The following is a 1,795-nucleotide window of genomic DNA, read 5'->3' as shown; positions in this document are numbered from 1 at the left end:
ATTTTTAAAACAGCACTAAGAAATCTCTATAAAAAAACCCCACCGAAGTGAGGTTTTTTCACGATTACTTATATTGATATTGCAATAAGCAAAATGTATACAGTAATAATAGCTCAGTAAATTACAGAGCGATTACATTCGCTGCTGCTGGGCCTTTAGCGCCATTTTCGATAGAAAATGAAACTTCTTGACCTTCTTTCAGTGATTTGAAGCTATCGCTTTGGATCGCTGAAAAGTGTACGAATACGTCTTTGCTACCGTCTTTAGGAGTGATAAAGCCAAAACCTTTATCATCGTTAAACCATTTTACTGTACCAGTCATTGTATTAGACATAAGATTTCCTTTAATTAATTATTTAGCCATAAGGCATAGTTTGCGGTTTGATTTCGGATTTTTACTTATGGTAACTATTTGAAGGAATTCGCAACGAAGAGGTATCAGGGATAACGCTAAACGGTGAACTACTTAAAACTGCACTAACATAAATAGGTCTGTACTTCCAAACCAGTAGCGCTATTAAGTCATATAATTCATTTTATAGCAAATTATTTTCATTTTTATTTTGAATAATTTTTTTCGAATACCAAATTAGAAAATAATTATAAGATAAAAATAATTATCTATTTTACCTATCCCATTATTTTAATTTAAGAACATGAATAAAAAAGCAGATACTGTTATTTTTTAAGATAAACAGTATCTACTTTATCATTAATGTACTACATCATCTTAATCAGCGAGTTCTGATAAAATTTCTTCTGTTTTCGCCCATAGAAGTGAACCACCTTCTTCTGGCCATAAACGCCGTTCAGCGTTAGGAAAGCGTTGAAACAATAAATCCCCAAAGTCTGGAGAATGAACTGTACTGGTATCTTTCATTCCATACCATAAGGTTGTTGGTGTCTTTATTTCTTCAGGTGAAAATCCCCAAGGTTGCATCGCAATCAGCAAATCTTGAGTGTATCCCTCATTGCCTTGTTTAAAAGCTTCAGCCATACATTCTTGATAAACTGGCAGAAAATCAATTGATTTATAAATAGCCAAATCAACATCAGCACTGTAATTTAGAATAAAATCCATTAACCACTTTGCTGTTATATTTTGCTTAATCCAACTGGCTAAAGAATCAGGTGAACCCACAGCTTGACGTTGCATATTAACAACATCATCTGGTAGCTTATTTTGTGTAGCTGGGTAATCGAATTGATCTTGTCCTGCGACAATAAGTAATTTATCAACATGACAATAAACACAAAGGGCCATAGCAAAAACAGCACCTTGTGAAAACCCCATTACATTAATACTTTTAATACGAAGATGGTCTAATAAAAATGAAATATCTTTAGAAAAAGATTTTAACGACTTTTGAGGATCAAAAAGTGGAATCGCCTAACCCTGGACGACTGGGGATAATCAACCGAATATTCAGCTTATTTAAAAGGTCAATATTTACGCCTAATAAACCACTCATACCAGCACCAGTACAAAATAATACGGGTTTACCTTGTTCTGGACCTGATTCATACCACGTTAAAATTCTATTATCTGGTAATGATACATTATATTTTCTTGAGTTTTTAATTTTCATTAGGTTTTGTCTTTTATTAATTTTTTGATAATACATTGCCTGCCAATTTAGATAGCAATGTCTATTATTTCTAAATTTTGCTTTTAAAAAACTAATGTTAAGACAAGCTAAGGGTAAGATTTCATATAAACTCGCAATAATTTTTTTCGTTACAGATAAATAAACTAAAATTTATTTTTGTTTTTAAAAATAAATAAATTTTCACA

1 protein-coding gene and 1 pseudogene are annotated in these 1,795 nt (G+C 31.7%); both read right to left on the bottom strand.

Translation table 11 applies throughout. The features are described from left to right. Positions 1 to 121 precede the first annotated feature (121 nt). Positions 122 to 334 carry a transcription antiterminator/RNA stability regulator CspE gene (gene cspE, locus BHE89_RS16150; protein ID WP_006537332.1) on the bottom strand — a complete coding sequence of 71 codons (213 nt, stop codon included), beginning with the start codon at positions 332 to 334 and terminating at the stop codon, positions 122 to 124. A gap of 396 nt (positions 335 to 730) precedes the next feature. Further along, a pseudogene (locus BHE89_RS16145) lies at positions 731 to 1,589 on the bottom strand (alpha/beta fold hydrolase). Between the last annotated feature and the right edge of the window lie 206 nt (positions 1,590 to 1,795).

This window comes from Shigella sp. FC1967, assembly GCF_001743005.1.
Taxonomy (GTDB): domain Bacteria; phylum Pseudomonadota; class Gammaproteobacteria; order Enterobacterales; family Enterobacteriaceae; genus Proteus.
This window is presented reverse-complemented; position numbering and strand designations above follow the sequence as displayed.

Excerpts from the sequence above, each read along its gene's own strand:
- cspE (WP_006537332.1), bottom strand. The coding sequence starts at position 334 with ATGTCTAATACAATGACTGGTACAGTAAAATGGTTTAACGATGATAAA.